15 protein-coding genes are annotated in these 17,546 nt (G+C 39.6%); 10 read left to right on the top strand and 5 right to left on the bottom strand.

Annotated elements, in window-relative coordinates; all coding sequences use genetic code 11:
• Positions 1 to 16 precede the first annotated feature (16 nt).
• The 9 genes from BLR27_RS10460 to rlmH all read left to right on the top strand — a co-directional run bounded on the left by BLR27_RS10460 (position 17) and on the right by rlmH (position 10,894).
• Positions 17 to 838, top strand: coding sequence for a FixH family protein (locus tag BLR27_RS10460; RefSeq protein ID WP_090704600.1), 822 nt, complete (start codon positions 17 to 19; stop codon positions 836 to 838).
• A 4-nt stretch (positions 839 to 842) separates the two neighbouring features.
• A complete protein-coding gene (locus BLR27_RS10455; protein WP_090704598.1) occupies positions 843 to 2,867 on the top strand; it encodes a TonB-dependent receptor in 2,025 nt (674 codons plus the stop codon).
• 96 nt (positions 2,868 to 2,963) lie between these two features.
• Positions 2,964 to 3,320, top strand: a complete 357-nt coding sequence (queD, locus tag BLR27_RS10450; RefSeq protein WP_090704596.1) for a 6-carboxytetrahydropterin synthase QueD — start codon at positions 2,964 to 2,966, stop codon at positions 3,318 to 3,320.
• Between the two features lie 142 nt (positions 3,321 to 3,462).
• Positions 3,463 to 3,849, top strand: a complete 387-nt coding sequence (locus BLR27_RS10445) for a DUF302 domain-containing protein (protein WP_090704594.1) — start codon at positions 3,463 to 3,465, stop codon at positions 3,847 to 3,849.
• Positions 3,850 to 3,874: 25 nt separating this feature from the next.
• On the top strand, positions 3,875 to 4,339 hold the full coding sequence (locus tag BLR27_RS10440; RefSeq protein ID WP_090704592.1) for an OsmC family protein: 465 nt from the start codon (positions 3,875 to 3,877) through the stop codon (positions 4,337 to 4,339).
• Positions 4,340 to 4,521: 182 nt separating this feature from the next.
• Positions 4,522 to 6,783: an aconitate hydratase gene (locus BLR27_RS10435; RefSeq protein ID WP_090704590.1), complete on the top strand. Its 2,262-nt coding sequence runs from the start codon at positions 4,522 to 4,524 to the stop codon at positions 6,781 to 6,783.
• A 102-nt stretch (positions 6,784 to 6,885) separates the two neighbouring features.
• Positions 6,886 to 7,752 carry an SDR family oxidoreductase gene (locus tag BLR27_RS10430; protein WP_090704588.1) on the top strand — a complete coding sequence of 289 codons (867 nt, stop codon included), beginning with the start codon at positions 6,886 to 6,888 and terminating at the stop codon, positions 7,750 to 7,752.
• A gap of 134 nt (positions 7,753 to 7,886) precedes the next feature.
• Positions 7,887 to 10,421 carry a gliding motility-associated C-terminal domain-containing protein gene (locus BLR27_RS10425; protein ID WP_176767671.1) on the top strand — a complete coding sequence of 845 codons (2,535 nt, stop codon included), beginning with the start codon at positions 7,887 to 7,889 and terminating at the stop codon, positions 10,419 to 10,421.
• The gene (rlmH, locus tag BLR27_RS10420; protein WP_090704583.1) at positions 10,421 to 10,894 is read left to right on the top strand and encodes a 23S rRNA (pseudouridine(1915)-N(3))-methyltransferase RlmH; all 474 of its coding nucleotides are present in this window, start codon (positions 10,421 to 10,423) and stop codon (positions 10,892 to 10,894) included. The genes BLR27_RS10425 and rlmH overlap by 1 nt, the downstream gene beginning before the upstream one ends.
• 195 nt (positions 10,895 to 11,089) lie before the next feature.
• Here rlmH and BLR27_RS10415 read toward each other — a convergent pair whose 3' ends face one another.
• Positions 11,090 to 11,608 carry a DUF5606 family protein gene (locus tag BLR27_RS10415; protein ID WP_090704581.1) on the bottom strand — a complete coding sequence of 173 codons (519 nt, stop codon included), beginning with the start codon at positions 11,606 to 11,608 and terminating at the stop codon, positions 11,090 to 11,092.
• Positions 11,609 to 11,701: 93 nt separating this feature from the next.
• Complete coding sequence (locus tag BLR27_RS10410; RefSeq protein ID WP_090704579.1) at positions 11,702 to 12,139, bottom strand: peptidylprolyl isomerase; 438 nt, start codon at positions 12,137 to 12,139, stop codon at positions 11,702 to 11,704.
• Between the two features lie 189 nt (positions 12,140 to 12,328).
• Between BLR27_RS10410 and BLR27_RS10405 the strand changes: the two genes are divergently transcribed.
• The gene (locus BLR27_RS10405) at positions 12,329 to 13,516 is read left to right on the top strand and encodes an asparagine synthetase B (RefSeq protein ID WP_221406322.1); all 1,188 of its coding nucleotides are present in this window, start codon (positions 12,329 to 12,331) and stop codon (positions 13,514 to 13,516) included.
• Between the two features lie 103 nt (positions 13,517 to 13,619).
• On the opposite strand, the gene BLR27_RS10400 is transcribed toward BLR27_RS10405, so the two are convergent.
• Genes BLR27_RS10400 through lpxK form a run of 3 tightly spaced genes read right to left on the bottom strand, consistent with a single transcriptional unit; the run spans position 13,620 to position 17,483 of the window.
• Positions 13,620 to 15,632, bottom strand: coding sequence for a putative porin (locus BLR27_RS10400; RefSeq protein WP_090704573.1), 2,013 nt, complete (start codon positions 15,630 to 15,632; stop codon positions 13,620 to 13,622).
• Positions 15,632 to 16,447 carry a purine-nucleoside phosphorylase gene (locus tag BLR27_RS10395; protein WP_090704571.1) on the bottom strand — a complete coding sequence of 272 codons (816 nt, stop codon included), beginning with the start codon at positions 16,445 to 16,447 and terminating at the stop codon, positions 15,632 to 15,634. Before BLR27_RS10395 ends, BLR27_RS10400 begins: the two co-directional genes overlap by 1 nt.
• A complete protein-coding gene (lpxK, locus tag BLR27_RS10390; protein ID WP_090704569.1) occupies positions 16,410 to 17,483 on the bottom strand; it encodes a tetraacyldisaccharide 4'-kinase in 1,074 nt (357 codons plus the stop codon). Before lpxK ends, BLR27_RS10395 begins: the two co-directional genes overlap by 38 nt.
• Between the last annotated feature and the right edge of the window lie 63 nt (positions 17,484 to 17,546).

Below are 17,546 nucleotides of genomic sequence, written 5' to 3'. Positions count from 1 at the left end.
ATTTTAAAAAAAAATCATGAAAAAAATATATCTGTATATTATTGCATTCGCAGCAATAACTACTTCATCGTGCCAAAAAGATGAAAATATTGAAATTGTAGATCCAAAAAATTCGCTCCTGAAAATTTCAGAGACCTATGCTATAGGTTCAGCGGCTAAAGTTGAGTTATGGTCGAATACCGAACTTAGCACCGGCCATCAAAATTTATTTATCGCACTTTACGATTCCGTAACAAACAAAGCAATAAGCACTGCCACTGTTCAGATCATGCCAATGATGGATATGAACATAAATGGAATGAAAATGAGTCATTCTGCACCCCTTGAAAGCCCGGAAAGCATCAATGCGATCAATACGCTTTTTCCATGTTCTGCTGTTTTTACCATGCCTAGTAATGGCACAGATGGGATATGGAGAATGAAGGTTATGGTTAAGAAAGAAGGACAAAGCAAATTTGGACTTGCAGAAATGCCAATAACTGTTAAACAATCAAACCCGGAGCGGGTAAGAAACATTACAGCTGCTGATGGAACCAAACTAACAATAGCCTACATTTTGCCTTCCAAACCAAAAGTTGGAGTGAATGATTTTGAGATCAGTATTAGCCGCAAACAGGATATGATGACATTTCCGGGCGATGATAGCTATACCATTGTCATGACTCCTGAAATGCCAAGTATGGGCCATGGTTCACCAAACAATGTCAACCCTATACACATTAAAAATGGGCATTATAAAGGGAAAGTGAATTTCACAATGACAGGCGACTGGAGAATAAATCTCGAACTTAAAAAAGACGGGAAAACGAGCTCTGCTTTTTTTGACATCTTATTTTAAAACGATGAAAAGCTCATTTAAAGCATTTCTGTTGATAAATGGCATACTACTAACAGGCACATCTGCCTTTGCTCAACAGTTAAAGGATACTATATTCAAGAGACTGGAATTGAAAGAAGTTTATATACAGGGCTATGCACAAAGCAAACATCCAGGTTCAGCCTTTTATCAGTCATCCAGTCTCTCCAGCATTGAAGATATACTCTCTAAAATTGAGGGAGTAAGCCTGATCCGCCGGGGTTCCATTGGAATGGAACCGGTCTTAAGGGCATTCAGTGCAGGGCAGATCAATATTGTGATTGACGGAATGAAATTTTTCGGAGCCTGTACTGATAAGATGGATCCCGTAACCATTTATACCGAACCAGTAAACCTGAAGAGTATTGATATCAAATATGCCGGAGATGGCATGGCTATGGGTTCCTCAATTGGAGGAACCCTTAACCTGAAACTGGCGGAAGCAGAACTCAATGCCGATAAAAAACTATCAGGAACTGTTGCTTCGGGCTATTATTCAGCAGCAAAGGCCATTCAGAATATCCTGGCATTGGATTACAGTTCAGAAAAATGGGCCATGAGAGCGAGTGGAGTATACAGAAAAGCAGGAAACTACCGTAACGGATCCAATCAATTAGTTGACTTTTCACAATATGAAAAGACCAATGCAAGTATTTCGGGAAAATACAGGATCAATGAAAACAGCACCATCAAAGCGGATCTGTTACTGGATGATGGCTGGAATATTGGCTATCCCGCACTTCCCATGGATGTTGGTTTTGCACGGGCAAGGATTGCAGCTCTTACATACAAATTAAGCACTCCGCAAAAATTCTTAAAGAATCTGGAGGCAAAAGCTTATGCCAATAGCATCAGCCATGCTATGGATGATACCAGACGCCCTCTTGTTCCAATTCATATGGATATGCCGGGGCAAAGCAATACGCAGGGAGCATTTGTTCAAACACAATTCGGCAAGCTCGGAAGGCATACTCTGAACTTAAAACTTGACACCTATCATAATAGGGTTAAAGCCGACATGACCATGTATCCGGCTAATAGTGCCCCAATGTACATGCTTACCTGGCCGGAGAACCACCAGACAGTCGCAGGGTTATATTTACAGGATTTAATCTCAATTGATGATAAAAGCCACATCGATATTAAAGTGAGAGTTGATGCTGCCTTTTCTAAAATAACTGATAAAATGGGCATTGACCAGTTTGCAGTCTTAGGATATGATGTTTCCAAATCCTCAAACGGTATTTTAAAAAATATCAATACGGGTTACACCAGATATCTGGGACAGCGGTTTACACTTTATGCCAGTGCCGGTTATAATGAAAGATTACCCACTACTTCAGAACGATATGGTTTTTATCTGTTTAACAGAATGGACAACTATGATTATATAGGCAACCCGGATTTGAAAAATGAACGGGCAGTTAATGCCGAATTAAACCTGCTTTTTTCAGAAAACAACTTCTCCTTTAAGCTAAGCGGGTTCAGTACTTATTTTCAGAATTACATTATTGGAAAAACCATTTCCGGCCTCAGTGTCATGACCACTGGAGCAAGTGGTGTAAGAGCATACCAAAACATTCAGTCTGCAACAATAAGCGGAGCCGAAAGCAGCCTGAACTATCAGTTTGCCAACAGGCACCTGACGCTTAATAATACCCTGAAATGGATCTATGCTAATGATAATAATCACAAACCACTGCCTCTTATTTCTCCGTTAAAGTCAATTACCAGTCTTCGCTTTGTTCATGGCTCATTCCTGATCCAGGCAGAAAACGAAATTTCTTCGGCCCAGAACAGAATCAATACTGAATTCGGGGAAAGGGCAAGTAAGGCCTATTCTATTCAAAACGTGAGAGGTACTTATTCATTCATGATGCAAAAATACAATCTGGATTTCTCTGCAGGCGCTGAAAATCTGCTGGATAAGGCTTATTATGAGCACCTTGACTGGGGTAGAATGCTCCGTCCGGGAAGAAATATTTATGGAATGTTAACCATGAAATTCTAATCATCCGGATCTAATTTGATTAAAAAAGCAAGTAAAAAACTCATAAAACTGATCTGAATCATTTTTGTGAGTTTTTATTAAACCTAATTTTGCCCAATGATAATTTATAAGCAATTCTCCTTTGATTCAGCACATTTCCTTCCGGCTGTACCTTTAGGGCATAAATGCGGAAATATGCATGGGCATACTTATATGCTTATTGTATTTATTGAGGGTCAGCCTGATGAAAAAAGCGGCTGGATCATTGATTATGGTGATTTGAAAAAGAAAATTCAGCCAGTAATTGAATTACTCGACCATCATTTATTGAATGATATTCCCGGACTTGAAAATCCAACGAGCGAAAATTTATCTATTTGGCTTTGGAACAAAATTAAACCCCTGGTAATGGGATTAAAGAAAATTGAATTGAAAGAGACCCCAAGCTCCGGTGTAATTTATGAAGGTTTTTAATATTGAAGATCCTTACAATTTCAATAAAGTTTAAAACTCGATTTAGTTGGCAGGAATCTTGTTGAATGTAACAGAAGTAACAGATACCTAACAATAAAAAAGGCAATTTTAAAATATAATCTAATCATTAAATCGCAAGAAAATGAGCTACTATTTCACAAAAAGAATCAATGAAGACTTCGAAACTGCCATTTCAAAAGTTACCGAAGAGCTTAAAAAAGAAGGTTTTGGAATTCTAACGGAAATTGACGTACAGGCAACATTCAAGAAGAAACTGGATATAGATTTTAAAAAATACAGGATCCTGGGTGCCTGTAATCCAACATTTGCATTTGAGGCAATCAAGGCTGAAGACAAGATCGGCACCATGCTTCCCTGCAATGTGATCGTTCAGGAACAAGAAGATGGAACAGTGGAGGTTTCAGCGGTAGACCCTGTGGCATCCATGGTATCCGTGCAGAACAGCTCTCTTGCTTCTATAGCATCCGAAGTAAGAGAAAAATTGAACAGGGTCATTAATAATCTTTAAGCCTTAAAACCTAATTACATAGATCATGGTACACGAAATTGAAGCCCAGTGGATGGGTAAAATGCAATTTAATGCCTTAGTTAACGGACATACAGTTATTATGGATGCTCCAGAAAAAGTTGGAGGGGAAGACAACGGACCTGTTCCGAAGCCTTTCATATTAACAGCTCTTTCTGGATGCACCGGTATGGATATTGTGGCCATCCTCAGAAAGGCAGAAAAAGAAGTGGATGATTTCGACATAAAGGTTATAGGTGAGATAAGTAAGAGAGCTCCTATTGAGTATATTGCTATTCATGTGATCTACAATTTCAAGGGGCAAAATGAAAATATGGAAGCGGCATTGCAAGCTGTTAACGATTCGCAGGAAAAATACTGCGGTGTTAGCAGTATGCTGAAAAAGGCATTGCCGGTAACCTGGGAAGTATCCTATAATGGCAGCCAGATCTTTAGTAATAAAGCGGAAGAAATTCCGGAACTAAGCGTATAATTTGCTCTTATTAATTTATTGAGTTTAACCTCAGGCAATTATTTTACTGAGAATCGATCCTTTTTTTACTGAAATCGCAGATTTATTACACTTTGAATGTGCTGAACTATTCATTTTTCAGGTCGTTTTTTGTAACTTCGCTCGCAGTTAAATTAGAAATAAATTAAAATCAAGCAAATAACATGGCATTTGATTTAGACATGATCAAAAAGGTTTACAACAACTACGGCCCTCGTATTGAGGCTGCCCGTAAAGTAGTTGGAAAACCACTTACATTAACAGAGAAAATATTATACGCCCACTTGTGGGAGGGTAATGCCACTCAGGCACATGAACGCGGCATCACTTATGTAGATTTCGCACCAGACCGCGTAGCAATGCAGGATGCAACAGCTCAAATGGCTTTATTGCAATTCATGCAGGCAGGAAGACCAACAGTTGCTGTTCCGTCTACTGTACATTGCGATCACCTGATTCAGGCGAAGGTTGGAGCTGATGAGGATCTTGCAACAGCCAATACGCAAAATAAAGAGGTTTATGATTTTCTTGCTTCTGTTTCAAACAAATACGGCATTGGTTTCTGGAAACCAGGAGCGGGTATCATCCATCAGGTAGTTTTGGAAAATTATGCATTCCCGGGTGGAATGATGATCGGTACTGACTCCCACACACCTAATGCAGGTGGTTTGGGTATGATCGCAATTGGTGTTGGTGGTGCTGATGCATGTGATGTGATGGCTGGACTGGCATGGGAACTTAAATTTCCTAAACTAATCGGAGTTAAACTAACCGGAAAATTGTCTGGCTGGGCATCTGCAAAAGATGTGATCCTTAAGGTTGCCGGTATCCTTACAGTAAAGGGTGGCACAGGTGCTATCGTTGAATATTTCGGCGAAGGTGCAAGATCTCTTTCAGCAACAGGAAAAGGAACGATCTGTAATATGGGTGCTGAAATTGGAGCTACTACTTCAGTTTTTGGTTATGATGAAAAAATAGCTATCTATTTAAAAGGTACTGAGCGAGCAGAAATTGCCAGCCTTGCCGATGAGATAAAAGAACATTTAACAGGTGATGATGAAGTTTATGCTAACCCGCATAATTATTTCGATCAGGTTATTGAGATCGACCTTTCAACACTTGAACCACATATCAATGGTCCGTTTACTCCGGATATGGCATGGCCGCTATCACAATTTGCAGCAGCTGTTAAAGAAAATGGATGGCCACAACTTTTAGAAGTTGGTTTAATAGGTTCATGTACAAACTCTTCATACGAAGATATTTCAAGAGCCGCATCTATTGCACAACAAGCGGTAGATAAGAAACTGGTTTCTAAAGCTGAATTTACTATTACTCCTGGTTCTGAACTGGTTCGTTATACTGTAGAGCGTGACGGATTCCTGAGCACATTTGAAAATATGGGTGGTGTTGTTCTGGCAAATGCCTGCGGACCATGTATTGGACAATGGGCTCGTCATAGCGATGACCCTACCCGCAAAAATTCGATCATCACTTCATTCAACAGAAACTTCAAGTCGCGTAACGATGGTAACCCGAATACACATGCATTCGTGGCTTCACCAGAACTTGTTACAGCAATGACCATTGCAGGAGACCTGGCTTTTAATCCAATGACCGACACGCTGACCAACTCAGCCGGCGAGCAGGTTAAGCTTGAAGAACCACAAGGTCTTGAAATGCCAATCAAAGGTTTTGCTGTTGAAGATGCCGGATATCAGGCACCAGCAGAAGATGGAAGTAAAGTAAGTGTGATTGTAGATGAAAAATCTGCGCGTCTTCAATTACTTGATCCATTCAAAGCATGGGAAGGAACTGATATTACAGGATTAAAACTTCTGATCAAAGCAAAAGGAAAATGTACAACTGATCATATTTCTATGGCTGGTCCATGGTTGAAATTCAGAGGTCACCTTGATAATATTTCTAACAATATGCTGATCGGTGCTACCAACTTCTTCAATGATAAAGCGGATACTGTAAAGAATCAGCTCAACGGAGAGTATGGTCCGGTACCAGCAACAGCCCGTGCTTACAAAGCTGAAGGCATTGGAAGTATCGTTGTAGGAGATGAAAACTATGGTGAAGGATCATCACGCGAACACGCAGCAATGGAGCCAAGACACCTTGGTGTTCGTGCAATTCTTGTGAAATCATTCGCCCGTATTCACGAAACCAACCTGAAAAAGCAGGGAATGCTTGCTTTAACATTTGCGGATGCAAATGATTACGACAAAATTCGTGAGGATGATGCAATTGATATAACAGGCTTAAATGATTTTGCACCTGCAAAACCATTGAGCATTGTTCTTCATCATATCGACGGAACAACTGATACATTTAATGTTAACCATACCTACAATGAACAACAAATTGAGTGGTTCAAAGCTGGTGGCGCATTGAATATCATCAGAATGAATCAATAAGATATAAAACAATAGTTTAAAAGCTTAAAGCCAAAAGTTATTCACTTAAGGTTTTAAGCTTTTTTTATACAGTTAAATTCATCACCCTAAACAATATTTACCATGTCAAAAGTTATCCTTATTACCGGCACTTCAACAGGCATCGGACTTGAAACTGCAATTCAGCTCGCTGAGCAGGGCCATAAGGTCTATGCTACTATGAGAAATCTCGAAAAGAGAACTCTCCTTGACAAGGAAGCTGAAAAAAGAAATGTAAGCCTGAATATCCTTCAAATGGATGTACAGGATGATCAAAGTGTGGCGAATTGTATTGCTGAGATCATGAAAACTGAAAACACGATCGATGTGCTGATCAATAATGCAGGTGCTGGCTTTATCAGAACTATGGAACAGGCAAGCATGGATGAGATCAAACAGGTAATGGATGTAAACTTCTATGGTCCGATTCGTTGCAGCAAGGCAGTTTTACCCATTATGCGCAAGCAAAAGCACGGTCATATAATCAATATTTCATCTGTTGGCGGTTTGGTTGGCCAACCGATTAATGAGATCTATTGTGCAGCCAAATTCGCATTGGAGGGCTTAACAGAAAGTTTGGCCACGTATATGGAGCCATATTTCGGGATTCATGTTTCATTAATTGAACCCGGTGGAGTGATCACAGAATTCGGCAATAGCCTGACCAAATATTTTGAAAATACCGGAGGCATTTTAAATGATGACTATAAGCCTTTGATGGAAAACTACATGGGCTACAGAGCTACTTTTACTGATGAAGTAAAGGAAAAAGCATTCCAGAAACCTGCTCAGATCGCTGCAGTGATCATTAAATGCATGAACGATCCGCAACCAAAAGTGAGATACATGACATCGGAAGGTGTAGCCGCTTTCACGAAGGTAAAAACAAGCCTCGATCCGGATGGGGAGATATTAAAAACACAGGTAAGAAAAGGGGTATTGAACAAATAAATTCCGGTAATTCAATAAAATCTGATCAGGATAATAAATTAAAAAGCCCTCTCATAAACATATGTGGAGGGCTTTTACGTATTTTCGTAACAGGCATGATCATAAAATTGAAATACATTTTACTCCTTTTACTTTTGTCCACCACAATTTCTATTGTCTATGCCCAACCTGCGAACGACAGTTTTGACAAGGCCATTCCTTTAACAGACCCATCGAAATGCTCTGCTGAAGCAGGCTACTCAAATCTTAATGCAATAGATGAAGGCATTTTTGGAACCGCACCGCAATGGCCAGCAAATGAAACAGGCAGGGATGTCTGGTTCAAATTTACAGCCAGTGCATATGATCTCAATGTTACAGTAACAGGTAACAGCACTGGTGGAGGAACAACCGGAGGCACCCTTCAAAATCCACTTATTGCCCTTTATACCATTGATACTCTGGGCAATTCTACATCATTCTCCTCTCAGGTTGGATCCCTTGCTGCCGGGACATCTGTTTCTACTTATTATAAAGGAGCCCTGATCGTAGGAAAACAATATTACATCCGGGTGAGTGCCAGAAATAACAATACAGGAACCTTTAAACTATGTATCGATAATTATTTTGCCCCATTAAAAGCCGGGCAGGATTTTGAAACCGCCTCTATTTTATGTGATAAAAGAACCTTTACAGAAAGTAACGTTTCAGGTGCTGGTACAAAAAATACAGAATCGGCCGGTTCATGTCTAGGCACCGAATCCAATTCCGTTTGGTATAAATGGACTGCCGCAAACAATGGCACATTGACCATGGACATCACTCCAACGGTTAATACAGATGATATCGACTGGATCTTATATGATCTGGGACCATCGGGTGACTTTAATACAAAAACATTGTTAAGATGTGCCGTAGGACATGGTGTGGATAATAGGGATTGCCCAAACGAACCCCTTTATTTTAAAACAGGAATGAACCTGACCTCGACCGACCTATCCGAATTATCGGGCTGCGGACGTGGCGGACAAGACGGATACCTAAAATATATAGACATGCAGCAGGGACATACCTATGCTCTATTGGTTGACAATTTCTCGAACGGAAATAATGGCTTTAAAATTGAGTTCGGAGGAATGGGTGAATTTGAAGGGCCGGTAGCTAAAATTAATCTCGCTAAAAACCAGCCATGCACTATTAACCAGAATTTCACCTTTACGAGTACAGGATCTGCAAACTATACACGGGTACAATGGTTTTTTGGCGAAGGAGCCAGCCTTGCTTCATCAACAGATCCTAATCCACCGGTGATCAGTTATTCAAGCCCTGGCTTTAAAACTGCCGTTCTACAGGTTTTTAATGAAGATGGTTGCTCAGTTGGAATAACAGAATCCTTTCTGGTTGGACTAAAACCTGATCTCCCCTTGATCAATGGCCTGAAACCCAGGTATTGTATTGGCGAAAATATCATCCTGAATACCCCCTTACAGGCTGATGCAACTTACTCATGGACAGGACCAAATGGATTTACTTCAAGCTTACAGGAAATCAATATCCTGGTTGACAATGCAAATAAAGCAGGTATTTATACCCTTAGCGTGACGATCAACGGCTGTACTTCAGACCCCAGATCAGTTACAGTCCCTCCTATCGGGCAAACTCCAACAGCATCATTTATCAGCTCAAGCACCAATCCATGTACGCCACAGCAAACATTTACATTTACTAACAGTTCACAGAATTATACAAGACTGCGCTGGAATTTTGGAGAAGGCGCAAGTATTTTACCGGGTAACAGCAATCCTATAAACACCATCACTTATTCAAGTTCCGGGGTAAAAACCATTATTCTTGAGGCTGAGGGAAGTTCAGGCTGTATCAGCATTTTTAGCCAGGAACTAATCGTTGCATTAAGTCCCCTTCGCCCGGTAATAACGGTCAACAAACCAGATTTTTGCTTAGCGGATACCATCCGTCTAAGCACACCCTTACAAACAGATGCTGTTTATAGCTGGACGGGGCCCAATAATTTCACATCCGACCAAAGAACACCACAGGTAGCGGTTACAAGTCCCCTGGTTGCCGGAACCTACACAGTAACCATCAGTAGAGGAAATTGCAGCACAGAGGCTGTAAGTGTAGTTGTGCCACCCATTTATCAGAACCCAACTGCTGCATTCCGGGCAGAACCTGGATTACCATCCAGGTTATCCATTCCAATACGGGTCAGATTTTTTAATGAATCAAAAGATGCTGATGCATATTTATGGGATTTTGGGGATGGGAATACCTCTACCGATACGAATCCCGAGCATATCTACAACAGTGTTGGGAATTTTGACGTAACACTTACTGTGTTTAAAAGTTCTGTCTGCAGCGCTTCAATTGTCAAGGGGCAATTCATGATCAGCGCAGATAATATCCTGTTCGTCCCAAATACATTTACTCCCAACAACGATGCGGTGAATGATGAATTTGTGATCAGCATGACCAATATTAAAACCTACAGGATCCAGATATTTAACCGTTATGGAGTACCTTTGTTTCTTTCAAACGATATATTTGATCACTGGAAAGGATTTTTTAAAAACGAGCTCCTGCCAGTAGGAACGTATTACTATGTAATTGATGCCACTGATTTCAATTCAAACATCATTAAAAAATCAGGTTCGGTAACCCTATTGAGATAATGAAGATCACCCTTCTCACCATCGGCAAAACAGAGGACAAATATCTTATTGAGGGTATTGATATCTATTTTAAACGGCTGAAACATTATATCCCATTCAAGATTACTGAGATACCGGAACTGAAAAATACTAAAAGCCTTTCAAAAGAACAGCAAAAGAGCAGGGAAGCTGAATTGATCTTTAAAAACATTCAAAGTACAGACCATGTTATTCTGCTGGATGAGAATGGAAAAGAGTTTTCATCCAAAGACTTTTCCGTATATTTAAATAAGAAAATGGTTGGCGGTCAGCAGCATCTGGTATTTATCATTGGAGGCCCCTATGGCTTCAGTGATGAAGTTTATTCAAGAAGTAATGATAAAATATCGCTTTCGCAAATGACATTTTCACACCAGATGATTCGCCTGTTCTTTGCGGAACAATTATATCGTGCTTATACCATATTAAAGGGAGAACCTTACCATCACGATTAAGTCAGTAAATATGACAGATTATAAAAGAAACTATAGGTTCAAATACGCCAATCCAAGTAAGGAAAAGAAGCAATTCTGGATCTTTGTTCTGATTGGCCTGGCCTTAGGAGCTGCAATCTTATACTTCTTCTGATCCAATAAAAAAGGGCACTATTCTCTTATGGAGAAATAGTACCCTGAATATGGTATATCTAATTATTTAGATTTTTGAGAAAGCCTTGTTGCACTTTTCACGGGAGCCTTGGTAGCCTTTGGTTTCTCCATAGCGACAGGCTCAGGCTTTTTAACTAAAGACTCAGTAGCAGCACCCTCTGAAATAGGTTCAGGTGCAGCTTCTTCAAATAATGGAAGATCCTTAATGGTGTTGAACCAGGTAATGATCTTTTTCATATCTGAAGCATAAACACGTTCCTGATCATGTTCTGGGGCAACTTCTGTAAAAAAAGAACGTAATACCTTACCATCCGCAGATTTAGGATCAGGAATATTCTTACTTTCCTTCATTTTGGAAAATATATCGCTCAATTTCAGATCTGTATTATCACCAAAAACGGTAATATCTTCTAATGAGGCCATTTTTGCAGTACTTATATTCACTACAATTTTATTCTTAAGTTCATCCAGTGTTTCCAGGATAAAGCCTGATTTATTCTGGCCGATCAATTTGAATAACCCCGGTTTGCCGGAAACGGAAACTAGTCCTCTTAAATTCATATGCTTTTTTAGATTTGAGATATCAGATATGAGATATGAGATTTCTGAAAAAGTATTTGTAAATACTCAAATCTCATATCTCAAATCTAATATCTATTCTTCAATTATTTCTATTCCTAATATCTTATCGCCCTGACGGATATCATCCACCACATCTACATTCTCAACAACCTTGCCGAAACAAGTATGATTACGATCAAGGTGAGCTGTATTATTGCGGCTATGGCAGATAAAGAACTGGGAACCTCCTGTATTTCTTCCGGCATGCGCCATTGAAAGGACACCCCTGTCATGAAATTGATTTTCGCCTTCCAGTTCACAATCAATACTGTAACCCGGACCACCAGCGCCTGTTCCTGTTGGATCACCACCCTGAACAACAAAGTCATTGATTACACGATGGAATGTCACACCATCATAATAACCTTCTTTCGCTAATTTCAGAAAATTTGCCACTGTATTAGGGGCATCTTTATCATAAAATTGCACGGTCATGTCACCTTTTTCAGTTTTTATAATTGCTTTGCTCATAGTTCAATCCTTATAATTGGTTGACAAAGTTAATTATTTCAGGCAATTGCTAAAATTCTATGAATATCTTCTTCTTTTTATAACTTTAATACAATCTTAACGTTAATACTTGACATGCTAAAAGCCCGTTTAACGCTTCTAATAATACTTTTTACTACAGTGTGCAGGGCTGCCTCTATTCTCATTCCTATGGATGAAGAACAGAAAAATCATTTAAAGGCCTATGGAATTACCTATTGGGCATTGAAAAATGGTCTTGAAACCGACTGGCTTCTGAATTACCGCGGTGGTAGTTTCCTCATGAAATATTCGCAGACCATGGAATCTGAATGTAAGATCCGTGGAGTTTCCTATGAAGTTATTGCCGATGCAAAGGTGAATGCCATTTTAAATGAAATTACCGACCCTTCGGTAAACATGGAAATGGTCAAGCTCGAAAAAGAACCCAAAATAGCGGTGTACTCTCCGAAAAATAAATTACCCTGGGATGATGCCGTAACCATGGTACTCAGCTATGCTGAAATACCCTACGAAATAATATATGATGATGAGGTATTGAAGGGCGACCTGCCCAAATACGACTGGCTACACCTGCATCATGAAGATTTCACAGGACAATACAACCGATTTTGGAGTGCTTTCAGAAATGCAGGTTGGTATATTGAAGATGTTAAGCTTCAGGAAGCTACAGCAAAGAGAAATGGCTTCAAAAAGGTTTCGGAAATGAAGCTGGAAGTTGCCAGAAATATTAGCAATTTCTGTTCAGGGGGAGGTTTTATGTTTGCCATGTGCTCGGGCCCCGAAACAATTGATATTGCCCTGGCAGCCAATGGAACCGATATTGCTGAACGCGTTTTTGACGGAGATGCTGCAGATCCTAAAGCTCAGTCAAAACTCGATTTCAACCAAACACTGGCCTTTCAGAATTTCAGTCTCGATCTTAATCCGGCAAACAATGAATTTTCAAATATTGATGCTACTCCTGTACGATCCCAATCTTTAAACAGAACGAACGACTTTTTTACGCTTTTTGATTTCTCTGCCAAATGGGATATCGTACCAACTATGCTTACCCAAAACCATGATAAAGTGGTGAAGGGCTTTATGGGTCAAACAACTGCCTTCAGAAAAAACGTGATCAAGCCAAATGTTTTAGTAATGGGTGAAACCAAGGCAAGCGATGAAGCCAGATACATTCATGGTGAGTTTGGTAAGGGCCAATGGACATTTTACGGCGGGCACGACCCTGAAGATTATCAGCACATGGTTGGAGACCCTCCTACCGACCTGAATCTGCATCCCAACTCACCAGGATACAGACTAATCCTGAACAATGTCCTATTCCCTGCAGCAAAGAAAAAAAAGCAGAAAACCTGATTACAGATAACAGACAAATGGAACCAGGAACCAGGACAATGAAGTGCTAATCTAAAATTAGCAGTAACTTTTCTGACCTCATACCTCAGACATCATGTAACAACTAATTATAAAACTTCCAGCTTACCCCGAACTTCAATAATTTATCCTGCATCGGATATCCCCTGACAGTATAATAACCGTTCGAAAGCATCCCCTGATTGACATAATCGTACTTTATAAACAGATTGGAGCGTTTTAATGTCGCTCTAACAAATACATCTACAACCGGATAAGTTGAGTATTCAAGTGATGCATTATCATTATAGAACTGGCTTACATTGATCGCATAAGCAGGCGCTTTAAATGGTGTATTAAATCGCACATCAAAACCTATGTTTGTTGATAATACTTTGAAAAACTTAGTGGCGTAAAAAAAGCTATTGTAAGAATATATCTCCGGAGTTCTTAAAATATCCTGAAAATCAGTTTTTTGGTAGACAATATAATTATTGAGATTAAACTTGCCCATCCTGAAATCTTTGGAAAGGGTGATCTTAATCAAATTGATATTGGTACCGGTTTGTTCAGGCAGAATCTGCTTTGCACTGGTTGTTTCCTTGAAATACAAGTAATTATTCATCAGGAAATATTCGGCTTTTGCAGCCAGTTTATATTTTAGATTTTCGTATAAAAAGGAAAGATTACTCACTTTTGTCCTGTCGAAACTCTTGTCCCAGCTATGATATTGGTAGTTTACCCGTTCATACATCTGTTCAGGCGACTTATTCTGAACATAGGCACCAAGTATTATCCTCCCGACAGATTTACTCAATAAAAAGCTCGTATTGGCTTCATACAGAAAATCGCCTGCATGCTTTCCCTGTGCGACCTGGTTCAGGTCTGCTTCAATACTTACCTTATCGCTGAACCTGTATGCGAGGCCGGCCTTTAAGCTGGTATTTGAAAAATTCGATCTGTAATCAAGCTGTTCGTACCGGTAAATATCATTTTGTAATCCCAGATCAAGCTTTAACTCATTTTTTATAAAACTAAGTGCCTTTCCTCTCAGGTAAAAACTATAATTAAATTCATTCCTTAGATTCGACACCTTTGTAGAATCATTGGTTTCAGTAAATGATTGGGAAGGGAGTATCGGAAATGCGCCAAAAACATCCTCCTCATTCCGATAGAATTTAAAGCGATCTTTGGTATAGGTTAAGGCATGCGAAAAACGCTGGGTAGGTAATATTTTCTCGGCAGCTTCCGTATCAGGCAGACTGTCTATTCTTCCAATATAATAGAATTGTTTAAAGAAGAACTGTGTTTGTCGCCAGATCTGCATAGGACGATCTGTTCCAGTGGCCTTTAAACGAACAGGTACTGCAATTTTATCAATCGGATCACTTTTAAAAATAGTATCATTGGTTGTTGAACCATTTTCTCCGGCCTTTATTGTATTAAAGATCACATCCCCAATGATATTATAACGCTTATTTGGCGATTCATACCAGGCGAACAAAGCTGCATTCAGATGATCGGCCTTCTGATTTACGTATAAACCTTCCGCACCCAAACGGTTATACATTGCACCTACGTTGAGATTGCGCTTAATATTTTGGGAATGAATAACTTTGAATGTTTGCTCCTGAGTCCGGCCATTGACATAATAAAGCTCTGTATATGGTGTTCTTGCCCTGAAAAACTTCATTGAGTCCTGGGTTAGACGATAGGCATCCAGCGAATGAAAACCGGCATCAAATCCAATGGTCTTAGTAGGATTGAAAAGCAATTCCCTGTAGGCAAGTCCTGCACTTCCCAGTCCGACAGTAGGCTTGTCAAATCTATAAATGGGACTATAATTCTGAAAATTAGTGAGTGTGGTATCTATCGGACGGGTTTGAGTTCCATCCTTTAATATTTTTAGATTAGTATACCTGATATATTTAGAGGTATAAATAATTGAATCTTCCTTCATTTCCTGACCATCCTGCGTACCCGTTCCTGAATCTCTGCCTGAACCTGATCGCATACCTGCTCCGCCGCCACCTTCTGCACGGATAGTCCGCTGAGCAAAAGCATCAGAGCTGAAGATATACAGCAATAAAAAAGACCCGAATACTAAGCGTTTGATCATTAAAGTTCCAGGATAAGATCTTTTAAAATCTTTGTCATTTTTGGCTCTGCCTCTACAGCAGTTTTGATTATCTCTTCGAGTGAAACAGCCTGTAGGGTATCCGGAAAACCTTCATCCGTAAGAACCGAAATCGCAAAAACAGGTAATGACATATGATTAGCAACAATTACCTCAGGTACCGTACTCATTCCAACAGCATCGGCACCAATATTACGCAAAAACCGGTATTCCGCTCTGGTTTCAAGATTAGGGCCATTCACAGACACATAAACTCCCTGATGACAGGTAATATTGTTTTTCTTTGCTATTCCCATACCTCTGGCGATCATCTCCCTATTATAAGGCTCACTCATATCAGGGAATCGCGGTCCCAATTCATCTGAATTACGTCCGCGCAAAGGATTGTCAGTTTGCATATTGATATGGTCATCTATGATCATCAGATCTCCTTTTTTGTAAGCCGGATTTAATGCACCGCTTGCATTGGAAACAAATAATTTCTGGATTCCAAGCAGTTTCATTACCCTCACAGGAAAGGTGATCTGCTTCATATCATAGCCCTCATAATAATGTAAGCGGCCCTGCATGGCAACTACCCTCTTACCGCTAAGGATTCCAAATATTAATTTTCCGGAATGAAACTCAAGGGTAGATATTGGAAAATTTGGAATATTGGAATACATCAATTTATGCAGAATCTCAATATCTTCTACCAGTCCGCCTAAGCCTGTACCTAAAATAATTCCTATTTCCGGCTCAAAATCGCCGATTTTACGTTTAATATAATCCTTTGTTAACTGCAGGTTTTGATGCATATTCTATTATTAAATTATTAAAGGAAGTTTTTTCCGGTTCATTAAAATCCGCTTCGACAGGAAGGTAAAAAACAGGAATACCTGACAATTGTTTTTGAAACTCTTTTGAGCTTAATCTCTGGGCGTCTTTTTCGGTTGTTATGATCACATTTTCTCCGGCTTCAAGCTTGTTAAATGCCCGTACAAGTTTAGCAATATTTTTCCCGGTAAAATCATGATGATCGGGATACTCATGGTGAGTCACCTCAGCATTAAAACTATTCAGCTCATTGAGTAATGGAATGGGATTAGCAATTCCGGACAGCAAAATGATCTTCTCTGAATTATTCAATGAACTAAGTGGCCTTGAAAGCCTGTCGTCATACAGAGACTTCAAAGTTCCATACTTCAAAAATGAAAAAAACAGATGTTGTTCTGGTCTCAGATCTAATTTTTTAGCAATTACCTGTTTTTGGGATTCATCTATGCCCTGCGGACACTTAGTAACCACAATCACCTCAGCCCTTTTCTTTGCTGACATGGGTTCCCTCAGATCTCCGGCAGGCAATAATAATTGAAAGCTCTGAAAAGAGGAATATTCAAAGAGCAGAATATTTAAACCGGGCTTTACTGCCCTATGCTGAAAAGCATCATCCAGAATGATCACTTCATTTTCCCATGCTATGTATTCGATCGCATCCACCCTGTCCTCACAAACTGCTACAGTTATACCCTCAAATTTTCGTTTGATCTGAAGTGGCTCATCTCCTGTATCTTCAAAAGAATCTCTTATATCAACAAAGCGGAATCCGGTTGTCTTCCTTCCATAGCCCCTGCTAACCACTGCAAGTGTAAAATCCCACTTCAATATGCGTATGAGATATTCAGTCATAGGACTTTTACCCGAACCTCCAACGGCTAAATTACCTACAGAAATAACTGGCAATTGAAATTTCCTGGACTTATATATCCCATAATCATATGCCAGATTTCGAAGTAAAACCCCAATACCATAAAGGATTGAAAATGGAAACAAGAGCAAACGAAGAAATTTCATGAATTCAGGTTTTGACAAAAATACATATTTGATTTCAAGCTTATATTTATTGATGTTTGATTA

Origin of the sequence: Daejeonella rubra (assembly GCF_900103545.1) — a bacterium.
Lineage (GTDB): Bacteria > Bacteroidota > Bacteroidia > Sphingobacteriales > Sphingobacteriaceae > Daejeonella > Daejeonella rubra.
Note: the sequence above shows the minus strand (reverse complement) of the source record. Positions and strands in the feature narration are given on the sequence as shown.

What these genes read in the sequence shown, in the direction of transcription:
- BLR27_RS10405 (WP_221406322.1), top strand. Translation starts at nt 12,329, where the DNA reads ATGGATGAAGAACAGAAAAATCATTTAAAGGCCTATGGAATTACCTAT.
- BLR27_RS10445 (WP_090704594.1), top strand. Translation starts at nt 3,463, where the DNA reads ATGAGCTACTATTTCACAAAAAGAATCAATGAAGACTTCGAAACTGCC.
- BLR27_RS10440 (WP_090704592.1), top strand. Translation starts at nt 3,875, where the DNA reads ATGGTACACGAAATTGAAGCCCAGTGGATGGGTAAAATGCAATTTAAT.
- queD (WP_090704596.1), top strand. Translation starts at nt 2,964, where the DNA reads ATGATAATTTATAAGCAATTCTCCTTTGATTCAGCACATTTCCTTCCG.
- lpxK (WP_090704569.1), bottom strand. Translation starts at nt 17,483, where the DNA reads ATGAAATTTCTTCGTTTGCTCTTGTTTCCATTTTCAATCCTTTATGGT.
- BLR27_RS10400 (WP_090704573.1), bottom strand. Translation starts at nt 15,632, where the DNA reads ATGATCAAACGCTTAGTATTCGGGTCTTTTTTATTGCTGTATATCTTC.
- BLR27_RS10435 (WP_090704590.1), top strand. Translation starts at nt 4,522, where the DNA reads ATGGCATTTGATTTAGACATGATCAAAAAGGTTTACAACAACTACGGC.
- BLR27_RS10455 (WP_090704598.1), top strand. Translation starts at nt 843, where the DNA reads ATGAAAAGCTCATTTAAAGCATTTCTGTTGATAAATGGCATACTACTA.
- BLR27_RS10395 (WP_090704571.1), bottom strand. Translation starts at nt 16,447, where the DNA reads ATGCATCAAAACCTGCAGTTAACAAAGGATTATATTAAACGTAAAATC.
- BLR27_RS10410 (WP_090704579.1), bottom strand. Translation starts at nt 12,139, where the DNA reads ATGAGCAAAGCAATTATAAAAACTGAAAAAGGTGACATGACCGTGCAA.
- BLR27_RS10415 (WP_090704581.1), bottom strand. Translation starts at nt 11,608, where the DNA reads ATGAATTTAAGAGGACTAGTTTCCGTTTCCGGCAAACCGGGGTTATTC.
- BLR27_RS10430 (WP_090704588.1), top strand. Translation starts at nt 6,886, where the DNA reads ATGTCAAAAGTTATCCTTATTACCGGCACTTCAACAGGCATCGGACTT.
- rlmH (WP_090704583.1), top strand. Translation starts at nt 10,421, where the DNA reads ATGAAGATCACCCTTCTCACCATCGGCAAAACAGAGGACAAATATCTT.
- BLR27_RS10460 (WP_090704600.1), top strand. Translation starts at nt 17, where the DNA reads ATGAAAAAAATATATCTGTATATTATTGCATTCGCAGCAATAACTACT.